This is a genomic window from Sphingobium sp. LMA1-1-1.1, assembly GCF_040676365.1.
Lineage (GTDB): Bacteria > Pseudomonadota > Alphaproteobacteria > Sphingomonadales > Sphingomonadaceae > Sphingobium.
Genome location: NZ_JBEGHS010000006.1, coordinates 1 through 15,869 on the forward strand (window position 1 = coordinate 1; position 15,869 = coordinate 15,869).

Below are 15,869 nucleotides of genomic sequence, written 5' to 3' on the forward strand. Positions count from 1 at the left end.
CCAGCTGCTCACTCCCCAGGGCGGTGATCGAGATGCCGACATCCTGGAGACGCTGCTCACGATGCTGCGCCGTCACGACAATCTCGCCGTTGTCCATGCCGCCTTCAGAGGCTTTCGACTGCGGGGCCTGCGCCTGAGCATATCCCGTTGTGGAAACCAGGGCGAAAGTCGTGGCGCCGATACCAAGCAGAATCTTCGTTTTTAAACGCATGCCTTATTCCCCTTTATCAGCCCGGTTCCCTCCGGACTCTCGATATTCGAGATATCGAGTCTACATATCAAGATCAAGAGAAATCATTCCAAGATGCTGCCAGACCTTGGCTAAATTTGAGCCGGTATCTGGCAGTGGCGAGATGGACCATTCCGCGGGGACTGTTGGCCAGGTGATCTTATCGGTGGTGTGGCCCGGTTGATCTTGATCCAGCCGAATACGCCTCAAGCAATCGCGCCCCTTGCAGAGCGTCCGATGATGTTCGTCTCACACGCCGCGTGTGGATGACCGCCTTATGGGCTCGCCTCGCCCGGTACCTTCGATGCCGCTGCGAGCAATTTCGCACGAATGAAACATACAGGCACTAATTTCGTTAGTTTTGGCCTTTGAGCAAAACTTGTCGATTTTTCTTGTGCTGTCAAGCACCCCATATATTAAATTATGCCAGTCCCACCTTTGGACGCCGGAAAGCGAACTGGAGTGGGATCGCAGCAGCATGATCTGGGCGGATAATGGCGGGCCGGCGTGCCCAAAGGCAGTAAAGAAATGCGCCGTGGACAGTGCCTTCGGCATGACGAATGGCCATGCCGTGCCGAGGGTCTTGTGTGGCGCCTTCCTGTCCCCAACTCCGCAAGGGATCCTCTGACTTTCCTCGCTAACGCTTCCATCGGTCGCGGGTCAGGCTTTTTGATTTGGCTTGCGGGCGCCACGGGCCGGTACGCAGTTCGAACGTGGCGGGCCACATCGGTTCAGCGAACTGCTACTGCTCTAGCCCTGGACTGGTAAGCCGCCGCATGGGTCCGCCCTTAAGGCGCGCGCCGGCAGCCCGTTCCTTCAGGCCACATCCTCCGTTCACCCAATTTGCAATCGCAGCTTTGCCACGGCCTGGCAGCGCGGTCGCTGGCTTTTTCCACCTTTGATCGAAACTGCCTGCATCTTAGATTGATTTTCAATTGATCTTACTATTTTGACGTGATATCTCGAATAACGAGAGTCCGGCTGGAGCCGGCCAGATGGGGGAATGGGACATGCGTTTAAGAACGAAGGCTCTACTTGGCATCAGCACCGCAACCTTTGCTCTGATCTCTACAACGGGACATGCTCAGGAAGCACAGTCGACGACAGCTACCGCCGAGGTGCAAAGCGCGGACACGTCCGGATCAACGGGGCAATCGGCCTTGGGCGGTGAAATCATCGTCACGGCACAGCGCCGTTCAGAAAATATCCAGAATGTCGGCATCGCGATCAGCGCCTATTCCGGCGACCAGCTTCGCGCCCTCAACGTCGTCGACTCTCGCGATATCGCAGCCCTCACCCCGGGCGTACACCTCGGCGGCGCCATTGCCGGGCAGAACAGCCAGTACACCATCCGCGGCGTCACCCAGAATGACTTCAATGACGTCGTGGAAGCACCCAATGCGGTCTACCTTGACGATGGCTACATTGCGATCGGCCAGGGACAGACGTTCGCTCTGTTCGACATCGATCGCGTCGAGGTGCTGAAAGGACCGCAGGGCACTCTCTTTGGGCGGAACGCCACCGGCGGCCTGGTGCATTATATCACCGTTAAGCCTGAACTCGGAAAAACCAGCGGCTTCGTCGATCTGAATTACGGCATTTACGACTCACCGGCGAATCCGGGCACGTTCCGCGGCGAGGCGGCCTTAAATCTGCCGATGGGCGAGAAGGTCGCCACCCGCGTCGCGGTTCTCTGGAACAAGAGCGGAGCGCTGCTGCGCAATCTCTATCCGCTGGGTGCGGTCGGCGGCTCGCCGGGCGCAGGCGCAGGAGCGAACATGGGTGACGACGACACCCTCGCCGGCCGTCTGACCACCTTGTTCAAGCCGAGCGACAGTGCGTCCATCACGCTGTCGATCAACGCCGGCCGATCGCGCCTCGCAACCGCAGCCTATCAACAGAAGCCGACTATCGCGCAGTTCGATGCCGCTGGCGAGTTGATCAACGTCATCAATGCAGCCCCCAATGAAACGCGAGCATCCATCGGAGCCAATGGTCAGGACGCGGGTTCGGACCTCAATAACGACGGCGTCTTCGGCGACAGCTTCGGCCGTCCGGTCGCGGGGGGTGACTATTTCGGCTATATCGATCCCGATGGCGCTGACTTCCGCACTTCTTCGGATTTCGCCTTCTCGGGTTTGAACAAGTCTCACACCTATGGCGTAAATCTCAACGGCGAGTTCGAACTGGGCAACGACATCACGCTCACTTCGGTTACGGACTACAAGAAGTTCTACAAGCTTCTCTTTCTCGACGTCGATGCGGGTCCGGGCAACCAGACCGGCAACTATCAAGGCGTCGATGCATGGACATTGAGCCAGGAATTCCGCCTTTCCGGCAAGACCGACATGTTCGATTGGACGACGGGTTTCTACTACCTCCACATCGACACGCACTCGATCAACGGCCTGAAATTCCCCGTCGGCAGCGTCGTGCCGGGCGCACCATTCGATCTCGGGACAGATGCCCACCTGATCACGAATTCCTATTCCGTGTTCGGTCAGATCGACTGGCATCTGACAGACCGCCTCAAACTCACCACGGGCGGCCGCTTCATCCGCGAACTGAAGGACTACAACTTCCTTCAGGGCATCTGGGGAACAACGGATTCCCGGCAGGCCCAGGTCGGCACGCCTTTTGTTATCGGTCCGGTCTTCGGCGCAAACGGGCCGGCTCCCTTTGTGGACAAGAAGGGCTCCTCGCTTTGGGCCGGAAAGGTCCAGCTCGATTTTCAGGTGACGCCTGACCTGCTCGTCTACGCAGGCATCAACCGTGGCGTGAAGGCCGGCAGCTACAACGCCCAGATACCAGGGGGACTGGGTGTTCCGGCAAGTGCGATCCCATACCGCCCGGAAGTCCTGCTCAGCTACGAAGGTGGCTTCAAGTACACGACCCCGGATCGCAAGACGCGCTTCAATGCCAGCGCTTTCTACTATGATTACAGCGACTATCAGGCCTTCCTGTTCAGCGGTGTATCTGGCGTTGTCGTCAACGCCGACGCGAGGAACTACGGTGCGGAAGCGAGCCTGTTCACCGCTCCGGCAGACGGGCTCGATCTCGGGGTCTCGGTTTCCTATTTCGATGCCAAGGTGAAGGACGTGCCGCTGCGCGTGGGCGGGCCGATCACGCGTGACGTCAAGCCTGTCTATGCTCCAGCTTTCCAGGCGAGCGCCATTGCCCGCTACGAATGGGACGCCTTTGGCGGGAAGCTCTCGATCGGCGCAGACGCCCAATACAGCTCCAGCTTCTACTACAATCTCAGGAACTTCGATGCAGACAAGTTCGGTCGGTACGTGATGGTCAATGCCGGGCTCGGCTGGACCAACGATGTCTGGACCCTCAACCTGCGCGTCCGCAACCTCACCGATGTCCGCGCCGGCGTGCAGGGCTTCGATCTGGCTTCGCTCTGCGGTTGCAACGAGGTTTCCTACAAGCCGCCGCGCCTCTTCCAACTGGGTGCCAGGTATAACTTCTGATAATAGCTGCCGGGAGAAACAGGGTGTCAACTCCGATACTTAACGCATTCCCCAAAAGGGATACCGACTATTCGATCTGGTCCCTCGCCTACTGCCAGGTCGATATCATGCAGGACTTTTTCGGCGGCTCGGGTCCTTACAGCAACAAGGGCGATGTGCACGCCCCGATGATCTACACCCTGCTCGTGGGCGGTGAAGTCGGCGGCAAGCAGCATGTTGCGCTTGTCGACTGCGGCTTCCGCAATGACTATTGGCTGACGCGCTATGCCTTCTCCAGCTGGGAAGAGCCAAAAGACGTGCTCGGCCGGGTCGGCTTCTCGCCGGAAGACGTCGACACGATCCTCGTCACCCACATGCATTTTGATCATATGGGCAATTTCGAGGCCTTTCCCAACGCCAAGCTCTATATCCAGTTTGACGAGTATATGGGCTGGTCAAACGCCGTCTGCGCCGCCCACCAGCACGAGACCGAAGAGGAACGGGCCTGGATCTTCTCCTCGTTCGATCCACAGGATCTCATCCGCGCTTCACAGGGTGTCGCCGACGGCCGGATCAAGTTCGTGCGCGGTGACGAGGAAGTGCTGCCCGGCGTGATCGCGCGTCTGGCCAAGGACAGCCATACCTTCGGCTCGCAATGGTTCGAGGTCCACACTCGCAATGGACCCTATGCCATGGCGGGAGATGCGGTCTACTGGTACCATAATATCGAGAACATGTGGCCTCCCGGTTACCATCAGGGCAACGCGTTCAACCAGATCAAGGTTTATCGTGAGATCAAGGAACTGCTCAAGCAGAAGACCGATCGCATGATCCCCGGCCACGATCCGGAAGTCTGGCGGCGCCACAGTTCATGGGCCGCGCCGAACGGCAACCAGATCGCCGAAGTCAATCTTCGTGACAACGATCCGAGCCGCAAACCTCACATCACTGGCGGCACGAAAGTCTACACCTGAACTCCCTGGGGTGGCCTCGATCACGGCAAGCAGAAGTCGGTGATAGCGGTCCATTCCAACTGCTACCTGCTTCAGGGCGCATATCGCCCTGAAGCAGGTAGAGCGATTTCCAGACGATCGGAACCGATCGCTGATTAGGAAATCGCGGAAAACAGGGAAACCAGAGCGGCGATCTGATTCAATCAGATCGAAACCCGCTCCAGTCTGTCTGCAGGCCAAAGCCTGCCTTCTCGCCCGCCCTCAGGAAATCTCTGTGGCCGTGTGCGAAAGCGCTGCCGACGTGCGCGAAACCTCTTCATAGACCCCGGTCAGGAAGGAGAGGAAATGCGTGGCATTTCCGAGCTTCTCGTTCAGGTTCTCGAGACCCTTTACGCTTTCGATCAGCAATTCCCTGCGGATCACCGAGAATTCCTCACAGGCCTTCTTGCCCTTATCGGTCACATCGAATGCGTGAATCTTGCTTCCCGGCTCCTTGATCTTCTGGATCAGTCCATGGCTCTCCAGCTTACGCAAGCTGTACTGGACATTGGCAACGTCATCGCGGTTGAGCATGCGCGCGATGGTCATGCCGTTGCGCGGGCGGTCAAGCATGCGGATGACCTGCAGGATCAGATATTCCGAAACCTTCAGATCACCGTCGGCCACGATGGCGCCGGCCGTCGCGAGCCAGCGACTGAACGCTTCGTAGCAGCGGATGATGGACCACTCGAACTCGGTTACCTTGTATTCCAGCTCGTTCGAGGCAAGATGCCAATGGCTGTAGTACTTGGAATCCATGCTGATTTTCCTGCTTCTTCGGCGGCCTGCAAACGACCGGCTGCTTTTGCAATCGTACCTTGAGCAGGCGAAAGCATTAAGCAGACTCTTTGTCCAGCATGTAACGGGGCTTGCGGCTAAGATTGCCGACCTGCGTAAGACGGTCAGGGATTTTCGTCCCGCAACGCCAAGCCGGATATGTCCGGTGACGGATTAAGATTCAGCAAGGCGCCCGCTGCCGGATCATCTTGTCGAGCATCAGGAAAGTCGGGTGCGGAATGCCATGCTGCGCAGCAAGCCGCAGGACTGCACCGCCCAGGGCCTCGTGCTCCGGACATCCGCCGCCACTTCGGCCAATGCGCGTTGCAGCAGGCTCTCACCGTCCATATGGGAGAGGACAGAGCCCGCCGGCAGATCAAGCGCGGCGGCCACTGTGCCAAGACATGCGGCCAGAAGGAATTTCTCCCACAGACTGCGGCGGATGTCCGGAGCAGCCTCAACCGGAAGGGTCGTGTTTGCGAAAGCGGCCCCCGACAACCTGCTCGACCAGAGTCCGGTCGCCGTTGGTGCATCCGAACAGGATTGAAGGAGGCACCCCCACATGACGGACCGCATCACCGTCCATCTCGAAGAAACCATGTACGCGTCCTGCGGCTATGTATGCATCGGGCACCAGGCGCGCCGCCGTTTCGTGCGCTTCGACGCCGTTCTGGAGCGTCAGAATGACACCGGCCCTGCCGGCCGGGAGCGCCTGTTCCAGATCCGGCATCTTCACGCAGCAAATCGAGAGGTCGACCTGCGGCAAGCCGTCATCCGCTGCTGCGACACGGAGCGGCACTTCGATTGCCTTGCCGCCGCTATATATGATCTGCGGGGCTGCGCGGAGCGCGCGCAACCTTTGCCCCGCGCGCAATCAGCACGACATCGCGGCCAGCCGCCGCCAGGATGGCGGCGGCTGCACTTCCTATCGCGCCCGCTCCGACAACCGCAATGCGCATGTCGTCAGCCTTGGTGGGCTTCCTTCTGCTTGACCAGGTCGAGCGCAATGTCGACGATCATGTCTTCCTGACCGCCAACCATCTTGCGCCGCCCGACTTCAGCCAAGATCGAACGTGTATCGACGCCATAGTCCCCCGCAGCCTTCTCGGCATGGCGCAGGAAGCTCGAATAAACGCCGGCATAGCCGAGTGTAAGCGTTTCGCGATCCACGCGCACCGGACGGTCCTGCAGCGGACGGACGAGATCCTCGGCGGCGTCCATCAACGCATAGAGGTCGCAGCCATGGTTCCAGCCCATACGATCGGCAGCAGCAATGAACACCTCGAGCGGCGCGTTGCCCGCACCAGCGCCCATGCCGGCAAGGCTCGCGTCAACACGGACCGCACCGTTCTGCACGGCCACGATCGAGTTCGCCACGCCGAGCGAGAGATTGTGGTGCGCGTGGACGCCGCGCTGCGTTTCCGGCTTGAGCACGCGGTCATAGGCCTGAACCCGGGCGGCGTAGTCGTCCATGCTCATCGCGCCGCCGCTGTCGGTGACGTAGACGCAATGAGCGCCATAGCTTTCCATCAGCAAAGCCTGCTGCGCCAGCGCTTCGGGGCTGGTCATGTGGCTCATCATCAGGAAGCCCGAAACATCCATGCCCAGATTGCGTGCGGCCTCGATATGCTGCTTCGAAACGTCGGCTTCGGTGCAGTGCGTGGCGATGCGGACCGACTTGACGCCCATTTCCGCAGCGTGCTTGAGGTCATGCACCGTTCCGATGCCCGGCAGCAGCAGCGTGGTGAGCACCGAATGCTCCAGCACTTCGGCAACCGCACCGATCCAGTCCCAGTCGGTATAGGCGCCGAAGCCGTAGTTGAAGCTGGATCCCTGCAGGCCGTCGCCGTGCGCCACCTCGATTGCGTCAACCTTGGCCTGATCGAGCGCCCTGGCAATCGCCTGCACGTGCTCGAGGCCATATTGGTGACGAATGGCGTGCATGCCATCGCGCAACGTAACGTCCTGGATGTAGAGCTTCTGGCTCGTGGGATCGTTGAAAGTGCAGTTCAGGGTCATGCCGCCATCCTTTCGGCGATCTTTTCGGCGGTCTTCATGGCAGCCGAAGTCATGATGTCGAGATTGCCGGCATAGGCAGGCAGGTAGTGCGCCGCGCCTTCCACTTCGAGGAAGACCGAAACCTTGAGGCCGGTGAACTCGGTTTGTCCCGTGCTGGCCATCTCGGGAATGCGCAAGGGCCGGTTGCCCCCGATGCTTTCGAACTGCACGGCCTGCTTCAGGCGATAGCCCGGCACGTAGCTTTGCACTTGCGCCACCATATCGTCGATCGACTGGCGGATTGCCTCGCGATCGGCGTCCTCGCACAGGCAATAGACGGTATCGCGCATGATCAGGGGCGGCTCGGCCGGGTTCAGGATGATGATCGCCTTCCCACGAGTGGCCCCGCCGACCTCTACGATGGCCTGGCTGGTCGTCTCGGTGAATTCATCGATGTTCGCACGCGTGCCCGGGCCGGCGCTCTTCGAACTGATCGAGGCAACGATCTCGCCATAGTGGACCTTGGCAACGCGATTGACTGCCGCGACCATAGGGATGGTCGCCTGCCCACCACAGGTCACCATGTTGACGTTCGCTGCGTCAAGGTTCGCTTCGCCGTTGACCGGCGGGATCGTGTAGGGGCCGATCGCCGCGGGCGTCAGATCGATCATGCGCTTGCCCGCGGCCAGTACGAGTTCGCTGTTCCGCTTGTGCGCGCCGGCGCTGGTGGCATCGAAAACGATCTCCACGTCAGCAAATTCGGGCATGGCCAGCAGGCCGTCAATGCCTTCATGCGTCGTAGCGACGCCCATCCGCGATGCACGCGCCAGGCCATCCGATGCCGGGTCGATGCCCACCATTACGCCCATTTCGAGCACGTTCGACAAGCGCAGCACCTTGATCATCAGGTCGGTGCCGATATTGCCCGAACCGATGATGGCTACCTTGGTCTTCTTTCTAGTCTGGAGATCCATTGCAAATTCCCAACAAGGATGGCTCGATAAAACTAGGCCAAACCTTCCGGTTAAACCAGCGGCCGGAGCGACCGATTTCTCATCTGATGAGATGCGAAGCCCGCACTGCCAAGCATCGCCCCCTCGGGCTGAAAAGAGCCGAGATCGGCTTAGGCAAGCCATGGCTTCCTGAACACGCAGATCGTGCAAATCGGGAGCGCCACGCCGTTGGCACCGTCGCTTCTCCTCTTCGAGATCATAGCGATCATAAGTTGGCTCAACGCTGGTCTTCAGACAACGGCCCGGAATTTATGTCGCGGGCGCTCGACCACTGGGCCTACATCAACCGTGTCACGCTGGACTTCAGCAGGCCGGGAAAGCCTACCGACAATGCCTTCGTGGAAAGCTTCAATGGCCGGCTGCGCGATGAATGCCTGAACACGCACTGGTTCTTGTCTTTGGACGACGCCAGGAGCAAGATCGAGGCGTGGCGGACGGACTTCAACGAGACCTGACCTCACACATCCCTGGGGTTCATGACGCCTGCCGAATTTGCTTCATCGGCCGGGGTTAACCCCGGCCGATGAAGCGCCGGATCTCTCGTTCTGGCCGGTGGCAAAACCGGGACAGGGTCACTCTCAGTGTGGAGAATCCTGTCGAAAACGATCGATCTGATGCATGCGTTCATGCAAAATCGTCACGATACCAACGGCACCATCTGACAAAACACGCCAGTAGATATAATGGCGCTCATACCGGCAATAGAACCCTTGAATGCCCAGTTCCCGTGGCACATCCCGCCAGGCAAGGCGCCGCGCAGCAATATCGTCCAACCGTGCAAAAAGGCCCCGGATATATTGGTCGGCCTGATCCTCCCCCCATGTTTCACGCGTGTGGATGTAGATGTCGTCAATCCGCCGACTGGCGGCCTGCTGGACGCGATATCCGATCATGAGACTCAGTTATGAGCGTTGCGGGCTATGACCGCGTCAGCATCAAGAGACTGATAGTCGCCCTCCGGCGCGGCAAATGCGCTGACCAACTCAGCCTGGAGGAGCGCCAAGCGCTCACTCTCGACCCGTTCCTTATCGCGCCGAATCAAGTCTCGGACATATTCACTCACATTTTCGTAGGCACCAGCGTCTCCGATATTAGCGGAGACAAAGTCACTGAGAGCACCGCTGACGCGCACATTCAAAGTCATAGGCTTGGACATCAGGCCACCTTTCTGTCCACAAAATATGGAATATCGAGGACAAACGCAAGGGTCACCGGGGAATATGCGGCAAACAACAGCATCGAGCAGTCACGTTGAAATCGACCCATCTTTGCCGCGCATGGACGAAATTGGCGTTCCAGATTCCTGCCGTTCGTTCATGATGGCGGTCTGGCGCTTCGCCGCAGCGAAGGGCCAGCGCGTCCTCGACGAGCCCATTTCCAACAAGCTTGACCTGCAACTGGGCACTGGCGTGACAGTGTAGGCCAATGGGAAAACCAGCCCCGCTGTCTCGCTGGGGATCAGCAAATTATTCTGATGCAAGGAACTGAGTTACGGCTTTGAAACCAACCCCATAGGCCGTTCGGCATATCGCATTCCCATACGATCCGGGGTATTGCCGCTTTTGCTCTTGCCAACCCTTGAAAGGGTTACAAACCCTGCCCCATCTCCACTCCGGAGGTGGGGCGCTTAGCATTGGGAATGCATTGGTAAATTTCGCTTAAGCCCGAAACGCTGTCGCTATGTTAAATCTTGTTTTGCAGCTTGGCTGCGACTTTTGGGGGAAGGATAGGCTCATGCAAAAGATGCCCGTTGGGATATTGGGCGTTGCATCGCTTCTGGCGATTGCCGGTCACGCACAGGCGGCGCCCAAAACGGCCAAGCAGGTGATTGCCGATCAATATATCTGCGTGTTCAAGCCTTCCATCACGCAACCGAATGTCCAGGCTCAGGCCAACCGCGTCGTCGGGGCACAAGGCGGCAATCTACTGCGGACATATCGTCATTCGATCCGGGGCTTTGCCGCCCATATGTCGGCTCAGGCAGTCGCCCGAATAGACAAGGTCAACAGCGGCATCGCCTTTTGCGAGCAGGACCAGGTCGCCAGCGCATCGCAAGTCGCGACGGCAAAGCCCGGCAGCGGTGGCGGCAGCGTACAGCCCGCTCAAACCATCCCCTGGGGGGTGAAACTGGTTGGCGGCGGTATCACGACGTCTCCTGCACTGGCGTGGGTCATCGACTCCGGGATCGACCTCACCCACCCCGATCTCAACGTCAATAAAACCGGCAATATCAGCTTCACGCGAGACTCCTCGCCCAATGATGGCAATGGGCATGGCACGCATGTCGCGGGTATCATCGCGGCCTGCAATAACAGCATCGGCGTGGTCGGCGTGGCGCCGTGCACTGCGGTCGTTTCCGTGCGAGTGCTGGATCGCACCGGACGCGGTTCGGTTTCCGATGTCATCGCTGGCATCGACTATGTCGCCCAATATGGCCGTGCTGGTGACGTCGCCAATCTCAGCCTGGGCGCTGGCGCTTCTGACGCCCTTGATGCAGCAGTCATCAACGCCGCGGCCGCCCATGGGGTCAAGTTCACGATCGCTGCGGGCAATTCGAGCGACAATGCCAATAATTACAGCCCGGCGCGCGCCAATGGGCCTGGAGTTTACACCGTGTCCGCCTTCGACAGCAGCAGGAATTTCGCGTCCTTTTCCAATTTCGGCAATCCGCCGATCGATTTCTCGGAGCCCGGCGTATCGATCTATTCGACGACCAAGGGCGGCTCTTATGTGACCTTGTCGGGAACATCGATGGCAGCGCCGCATCTGGCGGGACTGCTTCTGCTGGGCAACGCCAACAATGGCGGCCCGGTGCAGAATGATCCCGACGGAACGGCCGATATCATAGGCATTCACTAAGCCGTGCAGAACCGCAGAGCGGCTAACGCCTCTCTGCGGTTCCTATCCTTCTTGCGTCAGAATTTGATGCTGACCATCGACCCCACGCCATAGTCCGGCGCGCCCTTGCTCAACCCCGCCGTGCCGTAGAGGGTCAGATTGAGCTTCTGCGCAAAAGGGGTGCTGAACGCGCCGAACAGTTCATGGCTGTCACGCGCAAAATCGCTGGTCGTCTCCCGATAGTCATAGGATGCGATCAGGACCGATTTGCCCAGCGCCGCGCTCACGCCGCCCGATGCGGTCCAGGCGTTGTGCAGGTTGAACCCGGATGGATCGCCCGGCATCCGATATCCGACATTGGCAAAGGGCGTCAGTATGCCGAATGTCTTGGAAAGCTCGGCTGAAACCGTGACGTCCACCTTGCCGGTGCCCAGCGCCTTGGATTTGGACGCGGTGGGCAGCTTCACGCGGGCCGACAGATCGAGGCCAAAGCCCATGCGGTCTTCCGGGATCATATAGGCCGCGCCGACGGTCACATCGCCCAGCCCGCTTCGAGTGGTGCGCGGCGCATTGGGATCGATGACGATCCCGCCGGAACCGCCACCGACAATGGCCGAAGACCCGTCGATCCGCAGCCAGGGCAAAGTCGCGGTCAGGCGCAGATTGCCGGTCTTGTAACGCAGGCTCATCGGCACGACGAGAATATTGGTGTCGACCCCGGTGCCGTAATCGCCGCTGGAATAATCGACCCCGGTCATCGCCGTCAGACTGCTGTCATCCTGGGCCATGGCTGGCGCCGCCGCCGTGATGCACACCATGCCGGCCAGAGCCAGCGTCATGATCCCCTTCATTTCTTCTCCCCTTTTGCGCAAAAGCGGGCGGGTCCATCGAACCCGCCCGCCAAACCTTGAATTTGCTTTATTCAGCCGCCCCGGCCGGGCCGCGCCGCGCGCACGGCATCCTTGATGGCCGTGGCGTTTTCGCGGACCGCCGCCGCATTGTCGCGGGCGTCCTGAGCGCTGCTCCGCACATCGGCCGCCGCCGCCCGGGCCGCCGCTGCGGTCTGACGGGCATCGCTGACCGAACCGCGCGCATCGCTGGCGCTGGACCGGCTGTCACGCAATGTCGCAACCGCCCCGGTACCGTCCTTGATGGAGGCATTGTCGCCCTTCGCCGCGGCCACGGCGGCAGCATCGGCAGCCGCCGACTTGTCGGAGGCGTGATCACGGCCCGTCACATCCGCAGTTGCCTGGGTATCAGCAGTGCTGATGGTGGCTGTCGCGTCATCCGCATCATCGCTATCGTCGCCATGATCCTGTTTGCGCGCATCGTTCCGCGCATGGGCCATGGCTGACACGTCCGCGCCTATGCCCTTAGTCTGGGCATCCTTCTGAGCCTTTGCCATGGCCGATACATCGGTGCCAAGGCCCTGGCCATGCTGTGTCGAACTGTCCGTCGTCTGAGCGATGGCCGTGCCCGCCAAGGCGATGGCGGCCACGCACGCCAGGGACCAATATCTGCTTTCCAACATCACATTCTCCTCGAGGTTGAGCGCACAAAGCGCCCCCACAGGATAAGAACGTCTGACCAAGGCCGGTTCTTCCCAGCGTCCTGCCATTCATCGGAAAAATCGCACGTCTCTCAACGGGAAAGTCTCAATGGGAGGGCTGGGGCATTCCGATGACGCCATGCCCCGGCAACGACCGGCCCCTTTTCGGCTGCCACGCCGACCGCGCCAAGGTTTCGACCGCCGCTCGTGCGGCCCGTGGAGCCGGCGCAGGCAGCAATTCCGCCAGTTGGCGAGCGACCACTGGCGAGGCAAAGGAGGTTCCCCGCATCTGCACCATATTGCCCGCAATGCCCCGGATCGAGAGGATGGCGGGGCTGGCGAAATCCACCTTCCGCACACGGCTCGCCTCCGGCAGCAGGACGCCTCGTGCGTCGACGCCCGTAACCGCGATCACGCCCTCCAGCGACGCGGGATAGAGCGGTCTGGCCGACGACCCATCATTGCCGACCGGCGCCACGATCAGGAAACCGCGCCGGACGAGGATGGAAACCGCGGAGGCCACGACCCCATTATAGGGTCCGACCATGCCGATATTGACGACCGGTACATTTTGCCGCGCCATCCAGCCCAGCGCCCTCACCATCAACTCCGCCGTCCCACCCCGGCGACCATTGCCGAAAATATCCGCGACATAGACGGCTCCAGAGGCCGGGGTTCGCGCCAGAATAGCCGCGACCGCCGTGCCATGATCGTTGGGCACCACGCCTCCGGCTGCGAAACCCTGCTGCACCAGACGCGCCTGACGCGCCACTGGCTCGGCTCCGGTATCAATCATGCCTACGCGCCAATCCCCATGCTGGCCACGCACCGGCATGCCGGGGACGCTACCCGACCCCACTGCCCCGGATGGAAAGAAGAGATGATCGGCCTCAATCGCGACATCTGGCGCAATCCGGCGCAGCGCGTCCACCATGCGCGTGACAGACCAGCCCGGATGCGTCAGCACGGTCATGGTCAGCCCCAGATCCTCGACCTGCTCCCGCCGCACGACAGAGAAACCGGCCCGCTGCGCCGCCGCCAACGCCCGATCCGGCAGATCACTCGCCAACACCTCGCCCCGAATGGCGAGCGCGCCATTGCGATCCAGCTCATAATCCTCAGGATATTGCTTCGCGGTCGTCTCCGCCTTGTCCCGCTGGTTGCGCGAAAGGCGCTCGGCCTGGGCGGCCTCTGCCCGTTCGAGACCGCGTTCCCAGGGATCGATCGGCCGCCCGACCTCGCTGGCCCGGCCATGCTCGATCGCCGCCCGCGGCAGGCTGGGCATCGGCATGTCGCGCGGCGGGCCGCCCCGCATCTGGGCCAGCGCCACCATGGCCGGAAACCCCATACCGCCAGCGATCAGCACGCCCGCCATGACGATAGACAAGATTTTTTTTGCTTTCATACGCCCTCTCGGGATTAAACGTCTCGTCCCGGACGTTTCATCCATAGGGAAGTCTAGTTTGTCCGATCTTCGACGCCAACTGATTGCGGTGCTGCCGCGCCTGCATCGCTTGGCGGGCGTGATCGTGCGCAACCGTCAGGACGGCGACGACCTGTTCCAGAAGACCATCGCGCGCGTGCTGGAACGGGAAGACGGTTGGGAACCGGGCAGCAGACTCGATTTATGGGCGGCACGGATCATGAAGAATATCTGGCTGGATGAGGTCCGCATGCGCAACCGCTGGGCCCGGCTTGTCGAGCCGATGCCCGAGGGTGACTTGCTGTCCGACGAAGGCGCAACCGCCAGCGATCTCGAACGGAGCACTGAAAACCGCTGGCTCCGCGAGCAGGTCGAAGCTTTGCCGGAGGAGCAGAGGCTGGCGATCAAGCTGGTCGTGCTCAATGAGCTTTCCTACTCGGAGGCTGCGGAGATCCTTGAAATACCCGAAGGAACCTTGACCAGCCGCCTTGCCCGCGGGCGCGCTGCGCTGTCCCGCCAGATCATGGAGGGCAGGCCATGACCGACCGCATCCATGAAGAGATCGTGGCCTATCTCGACGGCGAAATGACCGGTGCAGCCCGGTTGGCCTTCGAAACGAGAATGGCGGGCGACCCCGGACTAGCGCAGGCGGCGGACGATCATCGCGACGTCCTCACCCAATTGCACATCGCCTATCCCGTTCCGGCCGAAAAGCGTTTCGATGCAGCGGAACTGGAGAAGCTGGGCCTGTGGGATCAGGGCGTCGTCACCCAGCTCGCTCCGAAGCGAGAAGCCAGGCAAAGGCGCCGCATTTCCGTATCGCTCTGGTGCGGCGCCATCGCTGCTTCGCTGGTGGGCGGGCTGATCATCGGCCGGATGGACTGGTGGGAACAGGGCTTGGTAGTCCAACAGCACGGGCAGTTAGTGGCGACCAGTCGCCTCGATAAAGCGCTCACCGAATGGGCCGATGGCGTGGGCAGCCCGATCCATATCGGACTCAGTTTTCGCAGTGCAAAGGGCGTCTGCCGCACTTTCCGCATCGACGGCGGCTATGCAGGCATTGGCTGCCGGGACGGCAATGGGTGGACCATCCCCATGCTGGCCAATCCTTCCTCCTTAGTCCCCGCCTCGCCAGACTTCCGTCTGGCCGGAAGTGATTTTCCGGCATCTGTCATGAACGAGGTGGATGCCCGGATCGTCGGCGAACCGTTGACTCAGCGGGAGGTCGAAGATCTCCGCCGTCAGGCCTGGCGATCGCAATGATGCGCAAGGCGGAAAACAGCAGGAGATTGGAGGGATCTGACCGCAAGAGTCTTCTGCTTCAGGAAGAGGGCGTTCAAATGTGGCGATTGGAACCGACCGATGGATCACCCTCCTACTTGATCCGATCACTGCGCATTTCTGAAACAGCACCATTCGAGGATCGTGAAATTGCCGAGCAATGGTTCAACCGCGAAGTTGGACTATCCCGTCATTGCCCCTCGGTTCAAAAGAAATTGGGCGGGCGGTAAGGCCTGCTCCACGCGGCGTTCTGAAACCCCAATGAGGCCTGCTCAGATACATAGAATAACGAGTTGCCGGAGAATGTCCGCTTC

The 15,869-nt window shown here is 60.6% G+C and carries 18 protein-coding genes and 1 pseudogene; 7 read left to right on the forward strand and 12 right to left on the reverse strand.

Annotated features, from left to right (window positions below; genetic code table 11):
* Positions 1-211: hypothetical protein (locus MRBLMA1_RS06955; RefSeq protein WP_363735798.1), on the reverse strand; the 211-nt coding region annotated here is incomplete at its 3' end.
* A gap of 1,013 nt (positions 212-1,224) precedes the next feature.
* Between MRBLMA1_RS06955 and MRBLMA1_RS06960 the strand changes: the two genes are divergently transcribed.
* Both MRBLMA1_RS06960 and MRBLMA1_RS06965 read left to right on the forward strand, forming a co-directional pair.
* A complete protein-coding gene (locus MRBLMA1_RS06960; protein WP_363735799.1) occupies positions 1,225-3,705 on the forward strand; it encodes a TonB-dependent receptor in 2,481 nt (826 codons plus the stop codon).
* Positions 3,706-3,812: 107 nt separating this feature from the next.
* A complete protein-coding gene (locus MRBLMA1_RS06965; RefSeq protein ID WP_363735800.1) occupies positions 3,813-4,658 on the forward strand; it encodes an N-acyl homoserine lactonase family protein in 846 nt (281 codons plus the stop codon).
* Positions 4,659-4,898: 240 nt separating this feature from the next.
* Here the strand turns inward: MRBLMA1_RS06965 and MRBLMA1_RS06970 are convergent, their stop codons facing one another.
* The 6 genes from MRBLMA1_RS06970 to MRBLMA1_RS06990 all read right to left on the reverse strand — a co-directional run bounded on the left by MRBLMA1_RS06970 (position 4,899) and on the right by MRBLMA1_RS06990 (position 8,425).
* The gene (locus MRBLMA1_RS06970; RefSeq protein WP_133654642.1) at positions 4,899-5,435 is read right to left on the reverse strand and encodes a winged helix DNA-binding protein; all 537 of its coding nucleotides are present in this window, start codon (positions 5,433-5,435) and stop codon (positions 4,899-4,901) included.
* 237 nt (positions 5,436-5,672) lie between these two features.
* Positions 5,673-6,029 (reverse strand): ketopantoate reductase family protein, encoded by a 357-nt coding sequence (locus tag MRBLMA1_RS06975; RefSeq protein ID WP_363735801.1) that lies wholly within the window; start codon positions 6,027-6,029, stop codon positions 5,673-5,675.
* Entirely contained in the window at positions 5,911-6,219 is a 309-nt protein-coding gene (locus MRBLMA1_RS22315; RefSeq protein WP_414714758.1) for a ketopantoate reductase family protein, read from the reverse strand. Before MRBLMA1_RS22315 ends, MRBLMA1_RS06975 begins: the two co-directional genes overlap by 119 nt.
* Positions 6,220-6,271: 52 nt before the next feature.
* On the reverse strand, positions 6,272-6,412 hold the full coding sequence (locus tag MRBLMA1_RS22320) for a 2-dehydropantoate 2-reductase N-terminal domain-containing protein (protein WP_414714757.1): 141 nt from the start codon (positions 6,410-6,412) through the stop codon (positions 6,272-6,274).
* Between the two features lie 4 nt (positions 6,413-6,416).
* Positions 6,417-7,472, reverse strand: a complete 1,056-nt coding sequence (gene dmpG / locus MRBLMA1_RS06985) for a 4-hydroxy-2-oxovalerate aldolase (protein ID WP_363735802.1) — start codon at positions 7,470-7,472, stop codon at positions 6,417-6,419.
* Positions 7,469-8,425 carry an acetaldehyde dehydrogenase (acetylating) gene (locus MRBLMA1_RS06990; RefSeq protein ID WP_133654650.1) on the reverse strand — a complete coding sequence of 319 codons (957 nt, stop codon included), beginning with the start codon at positions 8,423-8,425 and terminating at the stop codon, positions 7,469-7,471. The genes dmpG and MRBLMA1_RS06990 overlap by 4 nt, the downstream gene beginning before the upstream one ends.
* A gap of 272 nt (positions 8,426-8,697) precedes the next feature.
* Here MRBLMA1_RS06990 and MRBLMA1_RS06995 point away from each other — a divergent pair.
* Positions 8,698-8,991: pseudogene (locus MRBLMA1_RS06995) on the forward strand (integrase core domain-containing protein); the annotation flags it as partial.
* A gap of 51 nt (positions 8,992-9,042) precedes the next feature.
* Here the strand turns inward: MRBLMA1_RS06995 and MRBLMA1_RS07000 are convergent.
* On the reverse strand, positions 9,043-9,357 hold the full coding sequence (locus MRBLMA1_RS07000; RefSeq protein ID WP_363735803.1) for a type II toxin-antitoxin system RelE/ParE family toxin: 315 nt from the start codon (positions 9,355-9,357) through the stop codon (positions 9,043-9,045).
* 5 nt (positions 9,358-9,362) lie between these two features.
* Positions 9,363-9,620: a ribbon-helix-helix domain-containing protein gene (locus MRBLMA1_RS07005; RefSeq protein ID WP_133654637.1), complete on the reverse strand. Its 258-nt coding sequence runs from the start codon at positions 9,618-9,620 to the stop codon at positions 9,363-9,365.
* Positions 9,621-10,198: 578 nt separating this feature from the next.
* Between MRBLMA1_RS07005 and MRBLMA1_RS07010 the strand changes: the two genes are divergently transcribed.
* Entirely contained in the window at positions 10,199-11,323 is a 1,125-nt protein-coding gene (locus MRBLMA1_RS07010) for a S8 family serine peptidase (protein WP_363735805.1), read from the forward strand.
* Positions 11,324-11,379: 56 nt separating this feature from the next.
* On the opposite strand, the gene MRBLMA1_RS07015 is transcribed toward MRBLMA1_RS07010, so the two are convergent.
* The 3 genes from MRBLMA1_RS07015 to MRBLMA1_RS07025 all read right to left on the reverse strand — a co-directional run bounded on the left by MRBLMA1_RS07015 (position 11,380) and on the right by MRBLMA1_RS07025 (position 14,238).
* Positions 11,380-12,153, reverse strand: a complete 774-nt coding sequence (locus tag MRBLMA1_RS07015) for a transporter (protein ID WP_363735806.1) — start codon at positions 12,151-12,153, stop codon at positions 11,380-11,382.
* 71 nt (positions 12,154-12,224) lie between these two features.
* Positions 12,225-12,833: a hypothetical protein gene (locus MRBLMA1_RS07020; protein WP_363735807.1), complete on the reverse strand. Its 609-nt coding sequence runs from the start codon at positions 12,831-12,833 to the stop codon at positions 12,225-12,227.
* Positions 12,834-12,957: 124 nt separating this feature from the next.
* Positions 12,958-14,238 (reverse strand): S8 family serine peptidase, encoded by a 1,281-nt coding sequence (locus tag MRBLMA1_RS07025; protein ID WP_363735808.1) that lies wholly within the window; start codon positions 14,236-14,238, stop codon positions 12,958-12,960.
* Between MRBLMA1_RS07025 and MRBLMA1_RS07030 the strand changes: the two genes are divergently transcribed.
* Genes MRBLMA1_RS07030 through MRBLMA1_RS07040 form a run of 3 tightly spaced genes read left to right on the forward strand, consistent with a single transcriptional unit; the run spans position 14,225 to position 15,785 of the window.
* Positions 14,225-14,815, forward strand: a complete 591-nt coding sequence (locus MRBLMA1_RS07030; RefSeq protein WP_363735809.1) for an RNA polymerase sigma factor — start codon at positions 14,225-14,227, stop codon at positions 14,813-14,815. The two genes, MRBLMA1_RS07025 and MRBLMA1_RS07030, sit on opposite strands and share 14 nt — an antisense overlap.
* Positions 14,812-15,537 carry a hypothetical protein gene (locus MRBLMA1_RS07035; protein ID WP_133654631.1) on the forward strand — a complete coding sequence of 242 codons (726 nt, stop codon included), beginning with the start codon at positions 14,812-14,814 and terminating at the stop codon, positions 15,535-15,537. The genes MRBLMA1_RS07030 and MRBLMA1_RS07035 overlap by 4 nt, the downstream gene beginning before the upstream one ends.
* Positions 15,534-15,785 (forward strand): hypothetical protein, encoded by a 252-nt coding sequence (locus tag MRBLMA1_RS07040; RefSeq protein ID WP_363735810.1) that lies wholly within the window; start codon positions 15,534-15,536, stop codon positions 15,783-15,785. The genes MRBLMA1_RS07035 and MRBLMA1_RS07040 overlap by 4 nt, the downstream gene beginning before the upstream one ends.
* Positions 15,786-15,869 lie beyond the last annotated feature (84 nt).

Excerpts from the sequence above, each read along its gene's own strand:
- MRBLMA1_RS06960 (WP_363735799.1), top strand. The coding sequence starts at position 1,225 with ATGGGGGAATGGGACATGCGTTTAAGAACGAAGGCTCTACTTGGCATC.
- MRBLMA1_RS06965 (WP_363735800.1), top strand. The coding sequence starts at position 3,813 with ATGCAGGACTTTTTCGGCGGCTCGGGTCCTTACAGCAACAAGGGCGAT.
- MRBLMA1_RS06970 (WP_133654642.1), bottom strand. The coding sequence starts at position 5,435 with ATGGATTCCAAGTACTACAGCCATTGGCATCTTGCCTCGAACGAGCTG.
- MRBLMA1_RS06975 (WP_363735801.1), bottom strand. The coding sequence starts at position 6,029 with ATGCGGTCCGTCATGTGGGGGTGCCTCCTTCAATCCTGTTCGGATGCA.
- MRBLMA1_RS22320 (WP_414714757.1), bottom strand. The coding sequence starts at position 6,412 with ATGCGCATTGCGGTTGTCGGAGCGGGCGCGATAGGAAGTGCAGCCGCC.
- dmpG (WP_363735802.1), bottom strand. The coding sequence starts at position 7,472 with ATGACCCTGAACTGCACTTTCAACGATCCCACGAGCCAGAAGCTCTAC.
- MRBLMA1_RS06990 (WP_133654650.1), bottom strand. The coding sequence starts at position 8,425 with ATGGATCTCCAGACTAGAAAGAAGACCAAGGTAGCCATCATCGGTTCG.
- MRBLMA1_RS07000 (WP_363735803.1), bottom strand. The coding sequence starts at position 9,357 with ATGATCGGATATCGCGTCCAGCAGGCCGCCAGTCGGCGGATTGACGAC.
- MRBLMA1_RS07005 (WP_133654637.1), bottom strand. The coding sequence starts at position 9,620 with ATGTCCAAGCCTATGACTTTGAATGTGCGCGTCAGCGGTGCTCTCAGT.
- MRBLMA1_RS07010 (WP_363735805.1), top strand. The coding sequence starts at position 10,199 with ATGCAAAAGATGCCCGTTGGGATATTGGGCGTTGCATCGCTTCTGGCG.
- MRBLMA1_RS07015 (WP_363735806.1), bottom strand. The coding sequence starts at position 12,153 with ATGAAGGGGATCATGACGCTGGCTCTGGCCGGCATGGTGTGCATCACG.
- MRBLMA1_RS07020 (WP_363735807.1), bottom strand. The coding sequence starts at position 12,833 with ATGTTGGAAAGCAGATATTGGTCCCTGGCGTGCGTGGCCGCCATCGCC.
- MRBLMA1_RS07030 (WP_363735809.1), top strand. The coding sequence starts at position 14,225 with ATGACGATAGACAAGATTTTTTTTGCTTTCATACGCCCTCTCGGGATT.
- MRBLMA1_RS07035 (WP_133654631.1), top strand. The coding sequence starts at position 14,812 with ATGACCGACCGCATCCATGAAGAGATCGTGGCCTATCTCGACGGCGAA.
- MRBLMA1_RS07040 (WP_363735810.1), top strand. The coding sequence starts at position 15,534 with ATGATGCGCAAGGCGGAAAACAGCAGGAGATTGGAGGGATCTGACCGC.